16 protein-coding genes are annotated in these 22,180 nt (G+C 64.0%); 9 read left to right on the top strand and 7 right to left on the bottom strand.

The annotated features are described in order from the left end of the window. Positions 1-8 precede the first annotated feature (8 nt). From GGQ90_RS11230 to GGQ90_RS11250, 5 genes are all read left to right on the top strand, one after another. Positions 9-329 carry a DMT family transporter gene (locus tag GGQ90_RS11230; RefSeq protein ID WP_188082247.1) on the top strand — a complete coding sequence of 107 codons (321 nt, stop codon included), beginning with the start codon at positions 9-11 and terminating at the stop codon, positions 327-329. Between the two features lie 176 nt (positions 330-505). Further along, positions 506-2,791: a glycoside hydrolase family 3 N-terminal domain-containing protein gene (locus GGQ90_RS11235; protein WP_188082248.1), complete on the top strand. Its 2,286-nt coding sequence runs from the start codon at positions 506-508 to the stop codon at positions 2,789-2,791. A gap of 31 nt (positions 2,792-2,822) precedes the next feature. Continuing rightward, complete coding sequence (locus GGQ90_RS11240) at positions 2,823-3,122, top strand: GIY-YIG nuclease family protein (protein ID WP_188082249.1); 300 nt, start codon at positions 2,823-2,825, stop codon at positions 3,120-3,122. Positions 3,123-3,305: 183 nt separating this feature from the next. Beyond that, a complete protein-coding gene (gene katG / locus GGQ90_RS11245; RefSeq protein ID WP_188082250.1) occupies positions 3,306-5,564 on the top strand; it encodes a catalase/peroxidase HPI in 2,259 nt (752 codons plus the stop codon). A 325-nt stretch (positions 5,565-5,889) separates the two neighbouring features. Next, positions 5,890-6,294, top strand: a complete 405-nt coding sequence (locus tag GGQ90_RS11250; RefSeq protein WP_206435126.1) for a hypothetical protein — start codon at positions 5,890-5,892, stop codon at positions 6,292-6,294. Positions 6,295-6,401: 107 nt separating this feature from the next. On the opposite strand, the gene GGQ90_RS11255 is transcribed toward GGQ90_RS11250, so the two are convergent. After that, entirely contained in the window at positions 6,402-7,562 is a 1,161-nt protein-coding gene (locus GGQ90_RS11255; RefSeq protein WP_188082251.1) for an IS30 family transposase, read from the bottom strand. A gap of 310 nt (positions 7,563-7,872) precedes the next feature. Next, positions 7,873-10,050 carry a TonB-dependent siderophore receptor gene (locus GGQ90_RS11260; protein WP_188082252.1) on the bottom strand — a complete coding sequence of 726 codons (2,178 nt, stop codon included), beginning with the start codon at positions 10,048-10,050 and terminating at the stop codon, positions 7,873-7,875. A gap of 660 nt (positions 10,051-10,710) precedes the next feature. On the opposite strand from GGQ90_RS11260, the gene GGQ90_RS11265 reads away from it, so the two are divergent. Together GGQ90_RS11265 and GGQ90_RS11270 are read left to right on the top strand one after the other, a co-directional pair. Next, positions 10,711-11,586 (top strand): OmpA family protein, encoded by an 876-nt coding sequence (locus GGQ90_RS11265; protein WP_188082253.1) that lies wholly within the window; start codon positions 10,711-10,713, stop codon positions 11,584-11,586. A gap of 199 nt (positions 11,587-11,785) precedes the next feature. Next, positions 11,786-13,654 carry an ABC-F family ATP-binding cassette domain-containing protein gene (locus GGQ90_RS11270; protein ID WP_188082254.1) on the top strand — a complete coding sequence of 623 codons (1,869 nt, stop codon included), beginning with the start codon at positions 11,786-11,788 and terminating at the stop codon, positions 13,652-13,654. 72 nt (positions 13,655-13,726) lie between these two features. Here the strand turns inward: GGQ90_RS11270 and GGQ90_RS11275 are convergent, their stop codons facing one another. From GGQ90_RS11275 to GGQ90_RS11290, 4 genes are all read right to left on the bottom strand, one after another. After that, positions 13,727-14,821, bottom strand: a complete 1,095-nt coding sequence (locus tag GGQ90_RS11275; protein ID WP_188082255.1) for an AI-2E family transporter — start codon at positions 14,819-14,821, stop codon at positions 13,727-13,729. Between the two features lie 49 nt (positions 14,822-14,870). Next, positions 14,871-16,115, bottom strand: coding sequence for a YceI family protein (locus GGQ90_RS11280; RefSeq protein ID WP_188082256.1), 1,245 nt, complete (start codon positions 16,113-16,115; stop codon positions 14,871-14,873). A 103-nt stretch (positions 16,116-16,218) separates the two neighbouring features. Further along, positions 16,219-17,559, bottom strand: a complete 1,341-nt coding sequence (locus GGQ90_RS11285; RefSeq protein ID WP_188082257.1) for an alkaline phosphatase family protein — start codon at positions 17,557-17,559, stop codon at positions 16,219-16,221. A 1-nt stretch (position 17,560) separates the two neighbouring features. Then, positions 17,561-19,831, bottom strand: coding sequence for a TonB-dependent receptor (locus GGQ90_RS11290; protein ID WP_188082258.1), 2,271 nt, complete (start codon positions 19,829-19,831; stop codon positions 17,561-17,563). A gap of 218 nt (positions 19,832-20,049) precedes the next feature. On the opposite strand from GGQ90_RS11290, the gene GGQ90_RS11295 reads away from it, so the two are divergent. After that, positions 20,050-20,490, top strand: a complete 441-nt coding sequence (locus GGQ90_RS11295) for an acyl-CoA thioesterase (protein ID WP_188082259.1) — start codon at positions 20,050-20,052, stop codon at positions 20,488-20,490. A gap of 20 nt (positions 20,491-20,510) precedes the next feature. On the opposite strand, the gene GGQ90_RS11300 is transcribed toward GGQ90_RS11295, so the two are convergent. Then, positions 20,511-20,897, bottom strand: coding sequence for a DUF983 domain-containing protein (locus GGQ90_RS11300; protein ID WP_188082260.1), 387 nt, complete (start codon positions 20,895-20,897; stop codon positions 20,511-20,513). Between the two features lie 93 nt (positions 20,898-20,990). On the opposite strand from GGQ90_RS11300, the gene pabB reads away from it, so the two are divergent. Continuing rightward, positions 20,991-22,169, top strand: coding sequence for an aminodeoxychorismate synthase component I (gene pabB, locus GGQ90_RS11305; protein ID WP_188082261.1), 1,179 nt, complete (start codon positions 20,991-20,993; stop codon positions 22,167-22,169). Positions 22,170-22,180 lie beyond the last annotated feature (11 nt).

A 22,180-nucleotide genomic window follows, 5' to 3' on the forward strand; every position in this document is an offset into this window, starting at 1 on the left:
AACGTCGCTTGGCCTGGGTCATTCTCGGCATCGCCGTATTCACCGAAATCATCTGGGCATTGAGCCTGAAATGGGCCGCCACTATCGGCAGCTGGCAGGCATCGGCCGTGCCGATCACGCTCAGTTTCCTCAACATGGGCCTTTTGGCGCTGGCGATGCGGGATCTGCCGGCCGGCACCGCCTATGCGATCTGGACGGGCCTTGGCGCCGTGGGTGTCATCATCGGCGGCATGATCCTCTATGGCGATCGGGTCAACATGGCCCAGATCGGCTTCATGGCGCTGATCGTGATCGGCGTGGTCGGCACCAAATTGTCGGCCCAGGCCTGATATCAGCCCCTGATTCGCGTAACATGATTCGCCCGGTGGCCTGATCGCGGCATCGGGGCGTCGCGCCGCAGGCTTATTGCCGCAGCGCAACAAAAACGGCGGAAGTCCGTTTGTCTTTGGACAAGCCCCGTTCATTCTTCCCCGGTTACGCTCTCTCCCGCATGACTCTTGCCCGCATGACTCTTGATCGCCGCGACCTTCTGATCCGCACCCTGGGCGGTGTCCTCGCCCTTGGCATTCCCCGCCGCGCGCTGGCGCAGGCCGACGTTGCCCGCGTCGACGCGCTGATCGCGAAGATGACGCTGGAGGAAAAGGCCGGGCAGATGACCTGCCTCGCCGACAGCTTCCGGCCTTTCAATCCGCCCAATCCCAGCGTTGGCATCCAGGACGAGAAAAGGCTGGCGCAGGAGATCGCCAAGGGTCGGGTCGGCTGCCTGTTCAACGGCATCGGCGTCGCGGGTGGTCGCCGCGCTCAGGAGATCGCGGTCAAGGACAGCCGTCTCGGCATTCCGCTATTGCTGGCGGGCGACGTGATTCACGGCCTCAAGACCATCTTTCCCGTGCCGCTGGGCGAAGCTTCCTGCTTCGATCCCGCGCTGGTGGAAAAGACCGCGCGGGTCATGGCGGTGGAGGCGACGGCGGCCGGCCTGCACCTCACCTTCGCGCCGATGGTCGATGTCGCGCGCGACCAGCGCTGGGGCCGGGTGGTCGAGGGCGCGGGCGAGGATGTCTATCTGACCGGCCTGTTGTCGGCGGCACGCATTCGCGGCTTCCAGGGTCGCGACCTGCGCCGCGACGATTCGCTGCTCGCCTGTCCCAAGCATTTCGCCGCCTATGGCGCGGTCGCGGCCGGCCTGGAATATGGCAGCGTCGACATCAGTGACGAGACGCTGCGCGAAACCCATTTGCCGCCCTTCGGCAAGGCCTTTGCCGCCGGTGCGCTCACCACCATGGCCGCCTTCAACGAGATTAACGGCGTGCCCGCGACCGCCGACCGCGAGTTGCTGACGGACATCTTGCGCGGCGAATTGCAGTTCCGCGGTTTCGTCTTCTCCGACTACACCGCCGACGAGGAACTGATCGCCCATGGCTTTGCCGAGGATGAGCGCGACGCCGCCCGCCTTGCCGTGCTGGCCGGGGTCGACATGTCGATGCAGAGCGGCCTCTATATCCGCCATATCCCCGATCTGGTGAAGAGCGGCGCGGTGCCGATGGCGACGGTCGACGTCGCCGTGCGCCGCATCCTTTATGTGAAGACGGCGATGGGTCTGTTCGACAATCCCTGGCGATCGCTCGACGCGGCGGTGGAAAAGACCCGCATTGCCACGCCCGCCCATCATGCGCTGGCGCGCGAGGCGGCGGCGCGATCGGTGGTGCTGCTCAGGAATGACGGGGTGCTGCCGCTCGATCCCGCCGCCGGGCAGAAGATCGCGCTGATCGGCCCGTTCGGCGAGGACAAGGCCAATCTCTACGGCCCCTGGGCCTTTTACGGCGATCCCGACAAGGGCGTCGACATCGCCACCGGCCTGCGCGCGGCGATGCCCGATCCGGCGAAGCTGACGGTCGAACTGGGCTGCGCGGTCAACGGCCCGATCAAGGACGGGATCGCCCGTGCCGTTGCGGCGGCGAAGGCGGCGGATGTGGTGATCCTGGCAGTCGGCGAATCCCAGGCGATGTCGGGTGAGGCGCAATCGCGCACCAGCATCGAACTCCCGTCCTCGCAACAGGCGCTGGCCGATGCGATCGCCGCCACCGGCAAGCCGGTGATCGTGCTGTTGCGCCATGGTCGCGCCCTCGCCCTGCATGATGGCGTCGCCAATGCGCAGGCCTTGCTCGCGACCTGGTTCCTCGGCTCGGAAACCGGCCATGCGCTGGCCGACATATTGTTCGGCAAGGTCGATCCCTCGGGCAAGCTGCCGGTCAGCTTCCCCTGGGAAAGCGGGCAGGAGCCTTTCTTCTACGACCGCAAGTCGACCGGCCGACCGACGGTGGACAATGGCAGCACCGAATATAAGGCGCGCTATGCCACCACCGACAACAGCGCCCGTTTCCCCTTCGGCCATGGTCTCAGCTACACCGATTTTCAGCTCAGCGATTTGAAGCTGTCCGACGTTGCGCTGCGCTGGGACGGCGCGGTCGAGATCACCGCGCGCCTCACCAACAAGGGCAAGCGCAAGGGCAGCGAGGTGGTGCAGCTCTATATCCGCGATCGCGTCGCCAGCCGCACCCGCCCGATCCGCGAATTGAAGCGTATCCAGCGCGTGACCCTGTCGCCGGGCGATTCCACCCAGGTCCGCTTCACCTTGTCGCGCACCGACCTGGAGTTCGTCGGTGCCGGCAACCGCCGCATCGCCGAACCGGGCCTGTTCGACCTGTGGGTCGGCCAGTCCTCGACCGGCGGCCTGCACGGCCAGTTCACCCTCTATGCGGCGGCACCCACCACATCGTCACCCCGGGCTTGACCCGGGGTCCCGCTTCGCAAATGTTCGCACCATGGCGCGCGAACGGCAGGGCGGATGGGTCTACATCATGGCCGATCGGTATCGGGGCACGCTCTATGTCGGCGTGACCGCCGATCTTGCCGCCCGAATCCATCAGCATCGATCCGGCACGGGGTCCGACTTCTGCGCTCGCTATGGATTGGCCCGGCTTGTGTGGGCACAGCGGGGTGACGACATGCTCAGTTGCATCGCTCATGAGAAGCGCCTCAAGCATTGGCGCCGGCAATGGAAGTTCGACCTGATCGAAGGCGCCAATCCGGACTGGCAGGATCTGTTCGACCAGATTGTCTGACGCAGTAGCGGGACCCCGGGTCAAGCCCGGGGTGACGGGTAGAAACGGGCGGCCCCTCCGATCCACCCTCTCTCATAGGAAAATCCGATCACTGTGACGGATTCGATTCGTTTCGATCCGGCGCCGCGCAGGACTACCCCTTTTCGCGCCTTGAACAGGCCGAACAGGACAGGGGAGAGAAACATGTCCACGACCCGCATTTCCACATTCGCTTTGGCGTGTGCGCTGCTCGCCAGCCCGGCGCTCGCCGCCGATCCCAAGCCGTCGCCGCAGGCCGACACCGTGACCGAGGCGCCCAAGCCGCCCGTCAATGAGAAGCCCGGCGGCATGACCAACAAGGACTGGTGGCCCAATCGCCTGGACCTCACCGCGCTGCGCCAGCATGAGGCGACCCGCGCCAATCCCTATGGCGCCGACTATGATTATGTGAAGTCATTCAACAGCCTCGACCTGGAAGCGGTCAAGGCCGACATCCGCAAGGTGCTGACCACGTCGCAGCCCTGGTGGCCGGCCGACTATGGCCATTATGGCCCCTTCTTCATCCGCATGGCCTGGCACAGCGCCGGCACTTATCGCGTCGGCGACGGCCGTGGCGGCTCGGACGGCGGCGAACAGCGGTTCGATCCGCTCAACAGCTGGCCCGACAATGTCAGCCTTGACAAGGCGCGCCGCCTGGTCTGGCCGATCAAGCAGAAATATGGCCGGAAGCTGAGCTGGGGCGACCTCATGGTCCTGTCCGGCAATGTCGCGCTGGAGGATATGGGCTTCAAGACCGTGGGCTTTGCCGGCGGCCGCATCGACGCCTGGCAGCCGGACGTCGTCTATTGGGGGCCGGAAACCAAGATGATGGGGACCGAGCGCTCCAATCCCGACGGTTCGCTCAAGCGCTCGCTCGCCGCGACCACCATGGGCCTCATCTATGTGAACCCCGAAGGCCCCGGCGCCAATCATGATCCCAAGGGTGCCGCCGCTGACATCCGCCGCGCCTTCGGCAACATGGCGATGGATGACGAGGAGACGCTGGCGCTGATCGCGGGCGGCCACACTTTCGGCAAGGCGCATGGCGCAAAGAAGCCCGAGGAATGCCTGGGCGCGGAACCCGCTGCCGCCGGCATCGAGGACCAGGGCCTTGGCTGGAAGAACAAGTGCGGCAAGGGCAATGCGGAGGATACGCTGACCTCGGGCCTCGAAGGCGCCTGGTCCGCTACGCCGACCCAGTTCACCACCCAATATATCGACAATCTGCTGAACTTCGACTGGATCAAGACCAAGAGCCCGGCCGGCGCGACCCAGTGGATCCCGACCGATCCCGCCACCGCGCAGATGGTCCCCGACGCGCATGTGAAGGACAAGCGGCACGCGCCGATCATGTTCACGACCGACATCGCGCTCAAGGAAGATCCCGGTTTCCGCAAGGTGCTGGAAAGCTGGCAGAAGGATCCCGAACTGTTCAGCAAGGCCTTCGCCCGCGCCTGGTTCAAGCTGACCCATCGCGACCTCGGCCCGCAGGCCCGCTATCTCGGCAAGGACATCCCGTCCGAAAGCTATAGCTGGCAGGATCCGCTGCCCAAGGCGAGCTTCGCCCCCGTCAGCGCCGCCGATCAGGCGAAGCTGAAGGCCGCCGTGCTGGCGTCGGGCCTGACCGGGCCGGAACTGGTGCGCACCGCCTGGGCCTCGGCCGCGACCTTCCGCAGCACCGACATGCGCGGCGGCGCCAATGGCGCGCGCCTGCGGCTCGACCCGCAGCGGGGCTGGGCGGTCAACGACCCGGCGGAACTCAACAAGGTGCTGACGAAGCTGACCGCGATTCAGAAGGATTTCGCGAAATCGGGTCAGCAGGTGTCGATGGCCGACCTCATCGTCCTGGGCGGTAACGCCGCAATCGAGCAGGCAGCGCAGAAGGGCGGTTACAGCATCACCGTGCCCTTCACGCCCGGCCGGGTCGACGCCGCGCAGGCGCAGACCGATGTCGCCTCCTTCGCCTATCTGGAGCCCAAGGCGGACGGCTTCCGCAACTGGTATGGCCCCAAGGCGGAGGTCAGCCCGGCCGATGCGCTGGTGGACAAGGCCGACGCGCTCGACCTCACCGTGCCGGAAATGACCGTGCTGGTCGGCGGCATGCGGGCGCTCGGCGGCAATAGCGGCGGCTCCAAGAATGGCGTGCTGACCACCCGTCCGGGCACGCTCAGCAACGACTTCTTCGTCAATTTGCTGACGATGGACACGGTGTGGAGCAAGTCGGCGACGCCGGGCCTTTATGACGGCAAGGACCGCGCCAGCGGCGCGGCGAAGTGGACGGCCACCCCGGTCGACCTGATCTTCGGCTCCAATTCCGAACTGCGCGCCGTCGCCGAAGTCTATGCCGAGGACGACGCGAAGGAGAAGTTCGTCGCCGACTTCGCCGCCGCCTGGACCAAGGTCATGAACGCGGATCGCTTCTGAAAATGAGGAGCCCGGCGGCGCATAACGTCGCCGGGTTCTTCGGATCGGATTGGCCGGAAGCGGCTGTAAAATCCTCCCCTGCAAGGGGAGGGGGACCACGAAGTGGTGGAGGGGTGTCGCCCTATCGAGAGGGGGGACACCCCTCCGTCTGGCCTACGGCCAGCCACCTCCACTTGCAGGGGAGGATAGTCTGAAAGCGACCATTTTTGGCCACTTCACAAGATCATCCTCATTCTTGAAACCGGCCACTCTTTTGGATGGCACGTCAGACGCCGAAGACGAAATCTGGTGGATTGCTGAACTTACTCGGATATGCTGGCAACCCATGGATATGACCAAGCATGATCGCGGCTTCCACAAGCTACTCACATATCTCGCGCGAATACCGTCTGTTCAGACCAATGACACTCCTTGGGGTGGCTTCGGTTCAGGAATGAGCGACGCTGGATGGTGGGTGAAGTTCTCGCTGAACCTTGACCATCATCTCGCATGGAATGCCGTTCAAGAGATCGCTTACGTTCTCAACGAGTTGTCACTTTCCGAACGGTTGCCCACGGTGTTCAAGCCCGTGTCCCCGCCGCCATACCTAAACGGCGGCCCGCGAGATTACCTCGGATGGGTAATCGAATGCCAAGATCGCGACACGAGGCCCGGAACCATCGCAGACTGGATGGAGAGCAGGTTGCCGAACCCAGTCGAAGATGAAGCGGCTTGGCCAGAGGCGGAATAGAGTGGCGTTCGCAATCGTGCGATCGTTGCCTAATAATTTTTAAGGCGCACCGTCAGCTATCGCCGTTCATCTCTCCAAAACCAGACTGTCGCCTTACCACGGTGGGTTCAACGGGTGGCGGCAACACAGGCTTGGAAACGCTCTGCGGGTGTTTGGTATTCGAGCGTTTTCCTTGGCCTTTCGTTGAGTTGCCGGGCAACGGCACTCAGCTGGGCCTGGCTGTATAACGACAGATCTGTTCCTCTGGGGAAATATTGCCGCAGCAGACGATTGGTGTTTTCGTTGGAGCCGCGCTGCCAGGGCGACTGCGGATCGCAGAAATAGACTTCGACATCGGTAGCCAGTGTGAGGCGGGAATGGTCGGCCAGTTCCTTGCCGCGATCCCAGGTGAGCGACTTGTACAGTTCGCGCGGCAGGCGCTGCGTCTGCCTGATCAGCGCCGACACGACGCTCCTTGTGTCCTTGTTGGCGACCTTGACCAGCATCACATAGCGCGAATGCCGTTCGACCAGCGTTGCGATGTAGCTGTTCTTCGTGCCTCCGATCAGATCGCCTTCCCAGTGGCCGGGAATGGCGCGGTCCTCGACCGACGCGGGACGCTCGCTGATCGACACGGCATCCTTGATCTGGCTCAGCCCGTGGCGCTTGAGGCTGGCGTGCCGCGACCTGCGGATGGTGCGCCGGGCGCGCAGATGCTCCAGCAGTTCCTTCTTCAGAACCCCGCGCGCCTGTATGTAAAGGCTTCTGTAGATGGTCTCGTGTGACACCTGCCTGTGCGGCTCCTTGGGAAAGCTGCGCCTGAGCCACCCCGCAATCTGTTCCGGTGACCATTTGCGGCGCAGCTTGGCCGATACTGCCCGGGCCAGTGGCGGCGAACAAGCCAGCTTGCAGGACTTGGGTCGCAAGGCACGGTCCCATGCTGCCTGATCGGATGCGGTCGCCCGATACCGTGCAATACCGCCGTTACGCCTGACTTCACGACTGATCGTCGAAGGCGCGCGGCCCAGTCGCCGTGCTATCGCACGCAAGGGTTCACTGACGCTCAGGCCCCGCGATATCTCCTCCCGCTCGGCAAGGCTCAGCGCAAGGCGGCCACGCTTGCGATCGGCCGGCCTAATACCGCCGGTCGGCGAAATCACCGAAAATACCGACGATGACCCTCGATCAAACCGTCGCCCGATCGAACTCATCGATTCCCCGCGCTGCCAGCGGTCCCATATCTCCGCTCGCTGGCTGGCCGTGCAATAGATCCGACGACGCTGCTTCATCGCGACACTCCATCTTCCTCAAAAGATTAAAGTGTTGCCGTCACCCGTTGAACCCACCACCCAACTCCGTCACTCCAGCGAAGGCTGGGGTCTCAGGCGATGACAGAGGGAGGTTAGCCGTCTTGCGCTGTTCGTTTACCTCGCGTGTGCCTGCTTGAGATGCCAGCCTTCGCTGGCATGACGGGATAGGAGGCCGTCTGAAAACCACCTAAAAAACGGCGTTGCGCCATTCCGCATGCTGAACCTGCGTCAGCATGCGTCCATCCCAAACCAAAAGGGCGCCCTGGTCTCCCACGGCGCCCTTTCAGCATCAGAACTTATAATTCGCGCTGATCGTGAAATTGCGCGGGGCGCCGTAGCGATACTGGCTGAAGAAGCCCATCTGGCTGTAATATTTCTTGTCGAGCAGATTGTCGACATTGGCCTGGAGCTGCAGCTGCTCGGTCACCGCATAGCGCGCCATCAGGCTGACCAAAGTATAGCCATCCTGCTGGAAGCGGAAGGGCGCGGCGGTGACCGGGTTCAACCCTTCCGAGTAGGCCTTGGAGCGATAGTTGATGCCGCCGCCCACGGTCAGGCCGGTCAGAACGCCCGGCATGTCATAGGTGGTGAAGATCTTCAGCAGCTTGCGCGGCTGGTTGGTGTTGGCGGCCACGCCGTCGCCATCCTCCGCCTTGAACTGGCTGTAGCTGGCGTTGATGTTCCAGCCCGGCAGCGGCTGGCCGGTCGCTTCCAGTTCGAAGCCCTTGCTGGTCACGCCCTCGGCCGCGACATAGGTCTGCTGCGGGCCGTTGGGGCCGATGATGACATCGCCGATCTGGCCGACATTGTCCTGCTCGATGCGGAACAGCGCGATCGAGGTCTGCAGCGCGTCGCCGAAGAAGTTGCTCTTGAGGCCGATTTCATAGGCATTGCCATCGAGCGGATCGAGCAACTGCAGATTGCGGTCGAACAGATTCTGCGGCTGGAAGATCTTGGTATAGCTCGCATAGACGCGGTGGTTGGACGTCACGTCATAGAGCGCGCCGACATAGGGGATGAACACATTGTCGTCGCCATAGTCGCTCGGCCCGCTCCAGGCGAAGCCCTTCTGCTTCCAGCTCGACAGGCGGCCGCCCAGGATGATCTTGAACGGGTCGGCGACGTTCAGGCGGAAGGCGCCATAATAGCCGGTCTGCTCGATCCGCTCCTGCTCGTTGCGCACCGCGTCGGTGCCCCAGACCGGCTCGGGGAAGTCGGCGCCGCCCGCGCCGATCACCGGCACATTGGTCGCCCAGCTGTTGAGGCCGGTGCCCCAGGCCGGAACATTCTCCGTGTAGGGCGCGACATAATTGTCGGTGTGGCGCTTCAATACGCTGTGCAGCGCGCCGACGACGATCTCATGGTCGCGGCCGAACAGGCTGACCGATCCCTTGAGCTGCGCGTCGATGCTGTTCTGCACGCTGTCGCTCTTCGACTTGTAGGGATTGCTCGACTCGATCGTGCCGGTCGCCTTGTCGACATTGCCGTAGAGATAGAGGAGCTGGGTATCGCCGGTGTTGCGCAGGCGGTTGTAATTGACCGTCAGGTTCCATTTCTCGCCAAATTCCTGGCGTATGGTGGCGAAGATATTCTGGTTGGTGCTGTTCCAATAGGTCCAGTCGGCCGCCGTGCTCTGTGATCGGGCCAGGTCGGTGGTGGTGCCGTCGGTATAGAAGGTGGGCAGCGCGCCCCAGGTCGCGCCCTTGGGCTTGGTGTCCTGGTGGCTCATGCCGACACGAACCAGCGTGCTGTCGGTCAGGTCTGCATCGACCACGCCGTAAAGCACCCACTTCTTCTTGTTCTGCAGGTCGATATAGCTGTCGCCTTCCTCATAGCGACCGACCAGCCGGGCACGGATGCGGCCGTCGCTGGTCAGCGCGCCGCCGACATCGGCGGACAGGCGCCAGCTGTTCCAGCTGCCGATGCTGGCATTGGCATAGCCGGTCCATTCGGTGGCGTCGGCATGCTTGCGCACCAGGTTGACCGACGCGGACGGGTCGCCCGCGCCCGACAGCAGGCCGGTCGCGCCGCGCACGATCTCGACCCGTTCATAGATGGACACGTCGATGCTGGTCTCGCCATTGCCACCGGCCAGCGTCCAGGCGGCAGGCACGCCGTCGACCTGGGTATTGCGGATCTCGAAGCCGCGGGCGTAGAAATTGTTGCGGACATCGTCGACCTCATTGGCGGACACGCCGACGCTGTTGACGATGACGTCCTTCACGCTGATCAGATTCTGGTCGAGGATGCGCTGTGCGGTCATGATGCTGACCGACTGCGGGGTTTCCTGCACCGTCAGGCCAAGGCCCGTTGCGGTGTCGATCTTGTCGGGCAGGGTATAGGTGCCGGTGACGACGATCTGGTCGTCGCGATTATCCTCGGCCGGTGCGGCATTGGTCTGGGCGGCGGCGGGAAGGGCGACGGCGCAGAGCGCGGCGCCGGCGAGCCAGTGATATTTCGACAGCATGATGGACCCCTATTCTTGGACGCAGATGATTGGGCGCCGTCCTAGGGGATGTTGCGAGGCAATCGCAACAAGAATGAGAATGCCTCGCAGTGTCAATTTTACGCAAATTATGCGAATATTTCCTGCTGTGGCCATATCGCCACAGCCAATCTCGGCGATCCTCGACGGTGATCGCCTTGCGCCGCAGCCAGCCGGTCTGCCGCGCGGACTGGCTCACCGCCCTGCGCGCGCCAGTGGGTTCAAGATGGTTTCAAGTCAATGTTTGGAAAGGGCAAAAATAGAAATTGCGAATTTGTTCCACGGAGTCTGTGTTTTTTTTCTTCACAACAAGAGATTGGGTGACGGTGAAGTGTGGGGCAAATCTATAGCTGCCATCTTCCGAATATGTTGCGTTAACATTTTCGATATTCCCCTTCGGTTTGCCGCATCATCCGCTCATCTCGGCTGCGCAACACGGGCTCCACACATGCTGTTCATGTGACAGAAAGCTGGACACGAACAGGCAATGTGTCTGGCGCATCCCACGGCGCCAAGACGTCAAAATTTATCAAGGTCAGAAGAGGGGGTTCTGACGGCAGGAAACGCCATTGGGCGACCGCCGTCGGACGACAAGCTGCAATGCTGCAGGCCCGACCGAACAAGAAGTGAAGGAGCAGCGTGATGCCTATCATGTCCAAAAACCAAAAATATTGTGTGATGCTTGCCCTGCTGGCCGGGGCCGCCCCGGCAGCCGTCGTGGCGCAGGACCAGGCCCAGGACGCGCCGCCGGCCGATGTGTCGGCCAGCGTTGCCATGCCGGCGGCCGAACTGACGGAGGGGCCGGAAGTCAAGGGCATCATCTCCGCGCGCAGCGGCGACCGGATGCAGGTGACCGCCGCCGACGGCAGCAAGAGCGTCATCACTATCAACGACCAGACCAAGATCAGCGCCAGCAAGGGGCTGTTCGGCCTGGGCCGCGACCATCTGGCCGCGACCTCGCTGCTCAACGGCCTGCCGGTGACGGTCAAGACTTTGCAGGCCGGCGAAGGGCTGGTCGCCAGCAAGATCGCCTTGCAGGGCAAGGATATGAAAACCGCGTCGATGATCAGCAACGGCACCGCCCAGCGCTTCGACGAACAGACCGCCGCGACCGAGGCGTTGCGTGGCCGCATGGGCGAGATCGACCAGTATAATGTGAAGGGCACGACCAACGTCAATTTCGACACCGGCAAGGCGGTGCTGTCGGCTCAGGCGAAGAATGATCTGTGTGCGGCCGCGACCTCGGCCGACGGCATGAGCAACGCGCTGCTGCTGGTCGTCGGCTATACCGACTCCACCGGTGGCGAGGAGCTGAACCAGGAACTGAGCGAAAAGCGCGCCGCTCGCGTGGTCAATTATCTGCAGCAGGCATGCGGCTGGAAGCCCTATCGCATGCTGACGCCCACCGGCATGGCCGAGGCCGATCCGCTGGCCAGCAACGACACGATCGAAGGCAAGGCGCAGAATCGCCGCGTCGCGGTCAATATCCTGGTCAGCAAGGCGGTCGACGGCATCTGATCTTAGCGGGGTGGGCCTTGGTTCACCCCCATTTCTCACGCCTCGGGTACGTCATTTCGCAAAAATCTCCTATTGCGAAGTCGTGGCTGCGGACCGGCAGCGGCACAAATGCGACCTCTGCGACACTATATACTTTGCAGTTTTCGCAAGGCCGCCAAGCCGCTTCACCCTCCGCCGCAGCTCTGCTACAGGCGCGGCCATGCTTAACTTGAACGGTATCACCGTGCGCCTGGGCGGCCGCACCATCCTCGACCGCGCCAGTGCCGCGCTGCCGCCGCGCAGCCGCGTCGGCCTCATCGGCCGCAACGGCGCCGGCAAGTCGACCCTGATGAAGGTGATGATCGGCCAGCTCGACCCGGACGAGGGCAGCTGCGACATGCCGCGCGACACGCGGCTGGGCTATATCGCCCAGGAAGCCCCCTCGGGCACCGCCACTCCGTTCGATACCGTGCTCGCCGCCGACAAGGAACGCGCCGAGCTGATGGCGGAGGCGGAGCATACCGAAGACCCCGATCGCCTCGGCCATATCTATGAACGGCTGACCACGATCGACGCCTATACCGCGCCCGCACGCGCTGCTCGCATCCTCGTTGGCCTGGGCTTTGACGAGGAAATGCAGGGCCGCCCGCTCGACAGCTATTCGGGCGGCTGGAAGATGCGCGTGGCGCTGGCTGCGCTGCTCTTCTCCAACCCGGACCTGCTGCTGCTCGACGAACCGTCGAACCATCTCGATCTCGAAGCGACCTTGTGGCTGGAGAATTTCCTCAAGGCCTATCGCGGCACCGTGGTTGTCATCAGCCATGAGCGCGACCTGCTCAACAATGTGGTCGACTTCATTCTGCATCTGGAGGGCGGCAAGGTCACCCTCTATCCCGGCGGCTATGACGCGTTCGAGCGCCAGCGGGCCGAGCGCCTGGCCCAGCAGGAGGCCGCGCGCAGCAAGCAGCAGGCCGAGCGCGAGAAGCTGCAGGATTATGTCGCCCGCAATAGCGCGCGCGCCTCGACCGCGAAACAGGCCCAGTCGCGCGCCAAGGCACTGGCCCGGATGCAGCCGATCGCGGCCGCGATCGAGGATCCGAGCCTGCATTTCGGCTTTCCCAGCCCCGCCGAACTGCGCCCGCCGCTCATCACCATGGACATGGCCTCGGTCGGCTATGACGACACGCCGATCCTGCGCCGGGTCAATCTGCGTATCGATCCCGACGATCGCCTCGCGCTGCTCGGCCGCAACGGCAACGGCAAGACCACGCTGGCCCGCCTGATCGCGGCGCAGTTGGCGCCGATGGAAGGCGCCATCAACAGCTCGGCCAAGATGAATGTCGGTTACTTCACCCAATATCAGGTGGAGGAACTGGACGTCACCGACACGCCGCTGGAACATATGACCCGCGTCATGAAGGGGGCGACGCCCGGTGCGGTGCGCGCCCAGCTCGGCCGTTTCGGCTTTTCGGGCGAGCGCGCGACGCAGAAGGTCGGCTCCATGTCGGGTGGCGAGCGCGCGCGTCTGGCACTGGCGCTCATCACCCGCGATGCGCCGCACCTGCTGATCCTCGACGAACCGACCAACCACTTGGACGTCGACAGCCGCGAGGCGCTGGTGCAGGCGCTCAACGAATATTCGGGCGCCGTCGTGATCGTCTCGCACGATCGCCACATGATCGAACTGGTCGCCGACCGGCTGGTGCTGGTCGACAATGGCACGGCCCAGCCGTTCGACGGTTCGCTGGATGACTATACCGATATCATCCTGCGCAAGGCGGACGGCAATCCCTCTGGCGGCGATGCGCCCAAGGTCGACCGCAAGGCGGACAAGAAAGCCGCCGCCGAATGGCGCGAGAAGCAGAAGACGCTCAAGAATGCCGTCAACAAGGCCGAGCGCGAGATGTCCACGCTGATCGCCGAGCGCAAGCGCATCGACGCGGTGCTGTTCGATCCCAAGAGCGCGACCGGTGCCGAGGCGAAGATGACCACCAGCGAACTGATGGTGAAGCGCGCCGCGATCGAAAAGAAGCTGGAAGCCGCCGAGGAGGTCTGGATGGAGGCCGGCGCGGCGCTGGAAGCCGGCTGATTCTCCGGCTTTAGACTCTGATTCACGTCATCGGTGAAAGCGCGGAGCGCTGCCACCTCAGACGATCAGGGTCTAGAAGGTGAGCGGTGGCGCGCCCGCTTCGTGGGAGCGGGTGCGGATCACGATCTGCCAGGTGGCGATGAACAGGGCGGCGATCACCGGCCCGATGACGATGCCGTTGAAGCCGAACAATTGCAGTCCACCGAGCGTGGTGATCAGCACCACATAGTCGGGGATGCGGGTGTCGCGGCCGACCAGTATCGGGCGCAGCAGATTGTCGACCATGCCGATCACGAACATGCCGCAGAAGATCAGGATCAGCCCCTTCCAGATCGCGCCTGTCGCCAGCAGATAGATCGCCACCGGCGCCCAGATGAGGCCCGTGCCGACGGCCGGCAGCAGCGAGAAGAAGCCCATCATCACGCCCCACAGCAGCGCGCCGGAAATGCCCAATGCGCCGAACACCAGCCCGCCGATCAGCCCCTGCAATATGGCAACGACGATGCTGCCCTTGATCGTGGCGCGGATGACGATGACGAATTGCCGCATCAGGGCACGCCGATGCAGCACCCGCAGCGGCGCGGCGCGGTCCAGCTTGCGCGCCAGGTCCAGTCCGTCACGCAGCAGGAAGAAGGTGAGATAGAGCATCACCGTCAGCGCGATGATGAAGCTGAAGGCGCCCTGGCCGATCAGGAAGGCCTGGGCCGCGACGGTGCGGAAACTGGCGGTCAGGCCGTCGGTCAGCAGCCGCTGGACCGCGGCGAAATTGGATATGCCCAGCCGCCGCAGGCCGATCGACGCCCAGTCCGGCAATGCCGACTGGAACTGCGCGAACATGTGGGGAATGTTGATCTTCCCCACATTGATCTGGCCGTAGAGCGCGGTCGCTTCCTGCACCAGGGCGATCGACAGGATGATGGCCGGCACGATCACGATCGCAATGATCAGCAGCAGCGTCAGCAGGGCCGAACTGTTGCGATGGCCGGGGATCAGCTTGAGCAGTCCCTGATTCACCGGAATGAACAGGATGGCGACGATCACGCCCCACAATATCGCCCCGAAGAAGGGCTCCACCACCAACGCGAAGGCGATGGAAACCAGCACCACCAGGGCGACGAACACCCCATCCTCAATCTGCGTTCGGCGATGCCGGCTCTGTCGTTCCATGTCCGCTTCTTGGCAGAAACCGTTACGTTAATCCATGCATCGCATGGTCTTATTGCGTCTTGGCGTCAAAGTTGAAGGTCACCGTTACTTTGGGATCGAGGCCAGTGCTGCTGTCGCCATTGCCCACGCCAAAGGGCAGGCGGGCGATGCTGGCCGATCCGCTGACCTTGCGGGTCTTGCCGCTGCCCGACAGGGTGAAGCGGATCGCTTGCGGCTTGGCCACGCCCTTCAATGTCAGCGTGCCATGGGCGCGATAGGCGTTGGCGCCGGTCTTCTCCGCACCCTTGGCGAGGAAGGTCGCGGTCGGGTGGGCGGCGCTGCCGAAGAATTCGTCGCCCGGCAGCATGCCGTCCTTATAGGCGTCGCCGACGCTGGCCGATGCCATGTCGATCGTCACCTTGATGTCGGCGCTGTCGGGATGGTCGGGGTCCATCACGATCTTCGCGGTCCATTTCGAGAAACTGCCGCTGATCGTCTCGCCGCTGTTGCCGACCGAAAAACCGATCTTGCCGCCGGGTTGCACCATCCAGGCAGGCGGCGGGCCGGCGGGTTCCTCGGCGACGGCCGCAGTCTCGTTCGCAGCCGGGGCGGCGGCATTGTCACTCGCATTGCTGGCGGCTTCGACGGCATTGTCTTCGGCGGGCACGTCTTCCGCCTCGACGGCATTGGCGGCGGGGGCTTGCGGTGCGACCGGCGCGGCGCCCGGCAGGATCGCCCGGCCGAGCAGGAAGCCGACGAGGATCAGCGCGGGCAGGCCGATCAGCAAGGCGGTCGAACGGCCCGGCACCATCCGCCAGATCAGCCCGTCGCGCATCATCACATGGTGGCGCAGCGCGCCCGCGACATGCAGCGCGACCAGCGCAATGCCGATCCAGGCGAGCAGGCTGTGGCCGCCTTCGGCCAGGCCATGGCTCGCCATCGGCAGCGGCAGATGGGGCAGGGGAATGACGCCGAAGAACAGGGTCGGCACCTTGACCTTGGCGGTCGAGACCAGCGCCCAGCCGGTCAGCGGCGCCCCCAGCATGAAGGCATAGAGGCCGACATGGACGCCGGACGCCAGCGCCCCCTGCCAGCCGCCCTCCAGCTTGGCCGGGCGCGGCTTCCACCAGCGCACGGCGATGCGCAGCAGCGTCAGCAGCAGCACGGTGATGCCGATCGACTTGTGCAACTGGAACAGCGCAAAGCCGCGCGCGCCCAGACTGCCTAGCGCCCAGCCGACGGCGATCTGGAAGGCGAGCAGGGCGGCGATCGCCCAGTGCAGGATGATGGCGGCCAGGCTGTAGCGCTGCTGCATGTGGATTACCCCGAAAATGACCCTGTTGGATTGGGCGCGAAATTATGTCGCGGGGGTAATGAAGTCCATCGTCGCAGCCGGAAACGATCCGTTGCCGGGTGGATCAGCGCAGGTCGATCGCCGCCGCCTCCGCGTCGGGCAGGCTGGCGCCCATCGCCCTGGCCAATGTGGGCGCGATCGCGCGCATGTCGATCAGGCCCAGATCCTTGCCCGGCTTCACCCCCGGTCCCATCGCCATGAAGGTGGCGCGCAGATTGGCCGGGCCGGGGAAATAGCCGTGCATGCCCTTGACCGGTGTCGGCGCGACCAGCGGCGCATTGGCGCCGCGGAAGATGTCGGTGACGAAGCCGGGCTTGAGGTTGATCGTGAAGCTGGCCTGCGGATTGCCGCCGAGCTTCGCCATCGCCGCCCGGTCGACGATGCGGTCGATGCCGTTGGCGGGGTTGGCGGCCAGTCTGTCGAGCAAGGCCTTCACCTTGTCGGCCAGCATCTTGTCGTCGGGCCGGGCGAGCATGATCGCGGCCGATCCCCCGCCAATCCAGGGCATGGCCTGCCACGACGCGACCTTGCCGTCTGCGCCAAGGGTGATGAGGCCGGCGTCGATGAAGGGGCGGAACAGGTTGAGGCCGCTATGCGTCGCCTCGAACCCATGGTCGCTGACCAGCGCGATCAGCGCGTCGGGATGGGCCTTGCGCTCGGCCGCGATCAGGTCGCCAACGATCGCGTCGATCTTTTCCAGCACGGCCTTGGCGGCCGGCGTGTCGGGACCGCTGCCATGCTGCTCATGGTCGAGCGCGGTGAGGTAGACGGTCAGGAAGTCAGGCTGGTGCGCGGCGATCAGGGCGGTGGCGAACCGGCCCCTGTTCTGGTCACCGGACAGGCTCTCGTCGATACCCATGGCATAGGGCTGGCCGACCGCCCGTTCCAGCTCCGCCTTCAAGCGCGGCGTCGCCAGCGCATCCAGCAGTTGCGCGTCGTCGGCATGGCCGGTGCGCCAGATTTGCGGCAGGTTCCAGCTTATGCCCTTCGCGGCGACGCTGACCGGCCAGTGGATGTTGCCGGTGGACAGCCCGGCTTTTGCGGCCGCGTCCCACAACATCGGTACCTTCACATCCTGCGCATACCAATACCAGCCGCCCTGGTTGATCTGCATCGGGTCGAAGCTGTTGTTGCTGACGATGCCATGCTTGCCTGGCGACACGCCGGTCATCAGCGTCGTGTGGCTGGGATAGGTCAGGGTCGGCAATACGCCGGTGACGCCCGAGGCATGGGCGCCATCGGTCAGGAACCGGCGCAGATTGGGCAAGGCAAGGCCGCGCTTGTCCGCCTCCAGCACGTCGCCGGGGCGCAGCCCGTCGATCGAGATCAGCAGCACCGGCTCGGCCAGCGCCGGGAGCGGCGTGACGGCGAGCAGGGCGGAGGCAAGCAGCGCGGCCTTGTTCATCTTAGAAACCCGCCTTGACGGTGACGAAGAATTGCTGCGGCGCGCCGACCAGCAGCGTCTGCGCGTCGCCGCTATTGCCAAAGCCGCCCGATCCGATCGTGCTGATATATTTCTTGTCGAACAGGTTGCTGGCGTTGAGCTGCACTTCGATCTGGTCGGTGAAGCGATAGCCGATCGAGGCGTCCACGATCACCCGGCCATCGACCGACGCATCGTTGGTGTAGCTGTAATAGCGCTTCGACATATAGTTGGCGCCGATCCGGCCGAAGAGCGGCCCCTGATCATAATTGAGTTCGCCGCGCAGCATATGCTTGGGGCTGTCGACCACGGTCTTGCCCTTGATTGCCGCGACCAGCGTGCCGTCCGAGCTGTTGAGCACATCGTCGCGATAGGTGGCGTCGGTGTAGCTGTAGCTGGCATAGAGGCCAAAGCCCTGGCCCAGCTTCAGGTCGCCCGCCGCCTCGATACCGACGGCGCGGACATTGCCGACATTCTGCAGCGCGGAGGCGAGGCCCAGGATCGGGCTGCCGACCTGCACCGCCAGCAGGCGGTTGCGGAAATTGACCAGATAGGCGCCCAGCGTGCCGTTGAAGCGCGAACTATTATAGCGCAGGCCCAGTTCGTACGTGTCCGAGCTTTCCGGCTTCAGGTCGTCGCGGATCTGGTCGAAGCCGGCCTGGTTGGTGGAGAAGGGGCCGGTGGTGGTGGCGCTGGCGAAGGCCTTGGTCACCTGGGTGAAGCCACCGAAGATTTCCGCCTCGGGGCTCAGCTCGACGGCGAAGCCGGCATGGGGCTGGAACCAGTCCTCGGCCTTGATCTTGCCCTCGGGGAAGCTGCTCGACACGATCGCCTCGGCCTCGTTGGTGACCTTGAAGCCCTTCCAGCCCAGGTTGATCGTCAGCATGCCGAGGTCGACCTTGTCGCGGACATAATATTGGATCGTGTCGGTGGTGAAATCGAATTCCCACTGGGTCGCGAACGGGTTCTTGGGATAGTCGCGGAAGGAGAGGCCGGCTTCGGTGCGGCTCTTGAACGCATAGAAGCGGCGGGCCTGGTTGAACTTGTTATTCTCGTACCAGGCGCCGGCTTCCAGCGTCTGGATGCCGATCGTCGCATCGACGCTGCCGAACACGCCGATCCGGTCCATGTCATATTCGGTGGTGCGGATCGACAGCGGCGAACCGCCAGTGGGGCTGGGGACCGAGGGCGTTGCCCACAGGCCCATGCCGCTATTATTGTGGTAATAGCCCTTGATCTTGAAATTGGCATGATCGCCCAGTGGCGTGCTGTAGCCGATCGCGCCCAGCCAGTCCTCGCGCAGGCCGGCGGCGTCATAATAGGCGTCCCACACCGACGTCACATTGTCGGGATAGACGGTGCCGGCGGCGGCGTTGCTGACCGGCGCGCCGGTTTCGCCGCGATTATTGCCGATGTCGGCATAGAGAACCGCCTTGGCATAGTCGGGCGAGGTATTGTCCCATTTCCAGCCCAGGCGGTTGATCATGTCCATCGACATGTCCTGATAATCCTGCTCGCGGCGGTCGGAATAGCTGAGCCAGCCATCCAGCTTGCCGTCGCCGACCGGGATCACGACCTTGGCATTGACCATATGCTGGTCCTGCGTGCCCTGACCCTTCCACTTGTCGGTCGAGCCATAGGCGTAGGACACATAGCCGCGGATACCGTCGGCGCTGCCCATGCTCAGCCGGGCGAAGGCGCGCCAGGTCTCGTCGCTGCCATAGGTGAGGTTGCCCTGCGCGCCGAGCGCATCGGCGGGGTCCATCGAGAAGGTCTCGACCGTGCCGCCGAGATTGCCGGTCGACTGGGTGCCCAGCGAGCCCGAACCCTGCGACACGCGGACGGTGCCGATATTCTCGCTGCTGATGGCACGGGTGATGTGCAGGCCATTATGATTGCCATAGCTCATGTCACCCAGCGGAATGCCGTCGAAGGTGAAGCCGAGCTGGTTCTGGTTGAAGCTGCGGATCGAGACGCGCTGCGACCACTCATAGCTGCCGAACGGATCGGACGACTGGAAATTGACGCTGGGCAGCTTCTCGATCGCTTTCAGCGCATTGGTGCCGGGCGTCAGGGTGGTAAGGTCGCGGGTGGTGATTTCCTGGACCTGGCGGGTCTCGCCCCGGCCGAAGACGATGATGCCGGCGCTATCTGCGTCGGCAGCCGCATCGGCGGCGGGCGCCATGTCCTGGGCAAAGGCGGGTGCGGCGATACAGGCGGTCGAAGCGAGCAGCAGGCTGAGTGCGTGACGCATGGTGAATTCCCCCAATCGGATGTGATTGGCGGGCGCTCTAAGCTTGGCATGTTGCACTGCAATGTGACTATCGCGACGCTCCGGCGTCACTTTCGTGACAATATCGTTATGATTTCGTCTGTGTCATAAAGGTCGCAGTCGCGGCATTTTCGCCGCGAACATTGCATCGCAAGATCGCTGGGCTAAGAGCAAAAAAACAATTAAAAGGAAAGCAGGACATGGCCAAACCCGAATCCTGGCGGTTAAGTCCCGACGCATATCGCTTCATCACGAGCATCGATACGCGCTTCCAGGATCTTGATACCATGGGGCACATCAACAATGTGGCCATTTCCGGTATCTTCGAAACGGCCCGCATCCGCTTTCATCACCATATGGGGCGCCACCCGCAGGAACAGGGCGTGCGCTGGCTGGTGGCCAATGTGAACCTCAACTTCATCGAGGAATCGCACTTTCCTTATCCATTCGAGGTCCATTGCGCGATCGGCCATATCGGTCGCACCAGCTGGACGATCAGCTCGGCCGGCTTCCAGAAGGGCGTATGTGTCGCCACCTGCGACACCACCGTCGTCACCCATGGGGCGGAGGGCCGTCGCTCGATCGACGACACGCTGCGCGAGGCGATGGAACTCAACTTCATCCGCAAGCCGGCGGAATAGTCCGGCTTGCGGGCGCGCCGTCAGGCGAAGCCATGCATCCGGCGCGACCATTGAAAGGCGAGCACCGCCCCCTTGGCCGGCTGGATCATCGCCAGCCCCAATATTGCCGCCAGCGCAGGCCATAATATGGCCTGCCAGCCGAGCGGAATGGCCAGCGCGGCATTGACCTCGATCATCAGCGGCACGAGCAGATGGCCGAGCAGCAGGATGACGATATAGGCCGGAAAATCATCGGCCTGATGCCCGTCCCAGCGCTGACCGCAATGGCTGCAGGCGGCGACTGGTTTCAGGAAGCGCGCGAACAGCTTGCCCTCGCCACAGGCCGGGCAGCGGCTGCGCAGGCCTAGCAGCAAGGCCGGTTTGAACGGACGCGGTTCGCTGCTCGGGGCAGGGGGCTGGTCGGACATGGCCCCTGTCTAAGGCAGCTTTGGTCTTCCGGGCAATCATTGCCCACCCTGCATCGCTCTTTCGTGTGCGCCAAAGCCTGTTAAGAGGACGCCATGCGCCTGCCTGGTCCTACCGAAGCCTTTGCCCTGTTCGACGATGCGCGCGTCCAGGGGGCGGCGCCTGCGCGCCTGTATCGCGACCCGGTGTCGGTGATCGCCGCCTGGCGGATGGAGGAGGTGCAGCCCGCGCTCGATCGCCTTGCCGAAGCGCGCGAGGCCGGCCTGCATGCTGCGGGCTATATTGGCTATGAAGCCGGGCTGGCGCTGGAGGAGCGGCTGGCGCCTATCGCGCACCGCCCGCCCAAAGGTGGACCGCAGCCCATGCCGTTGCTCTGGTTCGGCCTGTTCGAGGGCTGTCGCTTCATTCCGGCCGATGGCGTGACGGAGTTGTTGCCCGATCCCACCGCGATCAGCGTCGATGCGCCCTGGCCCTTGGTCAGCGAGGCCGACTATCGCGCGCAATTCGACCAGGTGCAGGAACTGATCCGCGCCGGCGACATTTATCAGGTCAACCTGACCTTCCCGTGCGAATTGCGCTTCGCTGGCGATCCGATGGCGCTCTATGCGGCGCTGCGTCCGCGCGCGCAGGCTGGCTATGGCGGTGTCATCAATATCGGCGGGCATCAGATATTGTCCTTCTCGCCCGAATTGTTCTTCACCCAGGTGCGCGGGCAGCTGACCGCGCGGCCGATGAAGGGCACCGCTATGCGTGACCATGATCCCGACCGGGATATCGCTCTGGCGGCCGAACTGGCCCAGGATGCCAAGCAGCGCGCGGAAAATCTGATGATCGTCGACCTGTTGCGCAATGATCTGTCGCGTGTGGCGCGGGCCGGGTCCGTCACTGTGCCGGACCTGTTTAAGGTCGAAACTTATCCGACGGTCCACCAGATGGTCTCCACCATTCGCGGCCGGGTGCTGCCGGGGCTGGCGCCGATCGATGTGCTGCGGGTGCTCTTCCCCTGCGGATCGATCACCGGCGCGCCCAAGGTGCGGGCGATGGAAATCATCGACATGGTCGAGCCGTTCGCGCGCGGGGTCTATACTGGGGCCATGGGCTGGATGGATCCGGCGGGGGACGCGGCTTTCAATGTTGCCATTCGCACCATTTGCGTTGAAGAAGGAAGCGGTATCGGTCGCCTGGGCCTGGGCTCCGGCATCGTTGCGGATTCGGATGCGTCGGCCGAATGGGCGGAGTGTCTGGCCAAGGGACGCTTCCTGTCGCTGGGATGAAATATGATTGC

This window comes from Sphingobium scionense (assembly GCF_014197035.1).
Taxonomy (GTDB): domain Bacteria; phylum Pseudomonadota; class Alphaproteobacteria; order Sphingomonadales; family Sphingomonadaceae; genus Sphingobium; species Sphingobium scionense.